The following is a 954-nucleotide window of genomic DNA, read 5'->3' on the forward strand; positions in this document are numbered from 1 at the left end:
CGGAGGATCTGTGGCGGTTGGTGGCGGAGGGGGTGGACGCGGTCGCGCCTTTTCCTGTGGATCGGGGGTGGGATCTGGGGTCGTTGTTCGATTCCGATCCTGGTCGTGCGGGGACGTCGTATGTGCGTGAGGGGGGTTTTCTGGATGATGTGGCGGGGTTCGATGCGGGGTTCTTCGGGATCTCGCCGCGTGAGGCGCTGGCGATGGATCCTCAGCAGCGGCTGTTGCTGGAGGTGTCGTGGGAGACGGTGGAGCGGGCGGGGATCGATCCGTCGTCGCTGAAGGGCCGCGACATCGGCGTCTTCACCGGAATCATGTACCTGGACTACCTGGCCCGTGCGGGCGCCGATGCGGACACGCGGGGTGGCGAGGGCTACCTCGGCACCGGCAATTCCGGCAGCGTGGCGTCGGGGCGGGTGGCCTACACGCTCGGACTGGAGGGTCCGGCGATCACCGTGGACACGGCGTGCTCGTCGTCGCTGGTGGCGATCCACCTCGCCGCCCAAGCGCTGCGGCGGGGCGAGTGCTCCATGGCGCTGGCCGGGGGCGCCACCGTCATGTCCACCCCCAGCCTCTTCGTGGAGTTCTCCCGGCAGCGCGGCCTCGCGGCGGACGGCCGGTGCAAGGCGTTCTCGGCATCGGCCGACGGTACCGGATTCAGCGAAGGCGCGGGCGTCCTGTTGCTGGAGCGGGTGTCGGATGCGCGGCGGAATGGGCATCCGGTGCTGGCGGTGGTGCGGGGGTCGGCGGTGAATCAGGACGGTGCGTCGAACGGGTTGACGGCGCCGAGTGGGCCGTCGCAGGAGCGGGTGATCCGGGCGGCCTTTGCGGATGCGGGGCTCGTGGAGGGCGATGTCGATCTCGTCGAGGCGCATGGCACCGGTACCCGGTTGGGTGATCCGATCGAGGCGCAGGCGCTGTTGGCGACGTATGGGCGGGGGCGTCGTGCCGATC

Annotated in this window: 1 protein-coding gene; it reads left to right on the forward strand. The window is 70.1% G+C overall.

Features of this window, described 5'->3' with window-relative positions:
* Window positions 1-954 (forward strand): beta-ketoacyl synthase N-terminal-like domain-containing protein (locus ACFO4E_RS30065; protein WP_378580718.1); only part of this gene is annotated, 954 nt, incomplete at both ends.

It is taken from the genome of Nocardiopsis mangrovi (assembly GCF_042653925.1).
GTDB classification, from domain to species: domain Bacteria; phylum Actinomycetota; class Actinomycetes; order Streptosporangiales; family Streptosporangiaceae; genus Nocardiopsis_B; species Nocardiopsis_B mangrovi.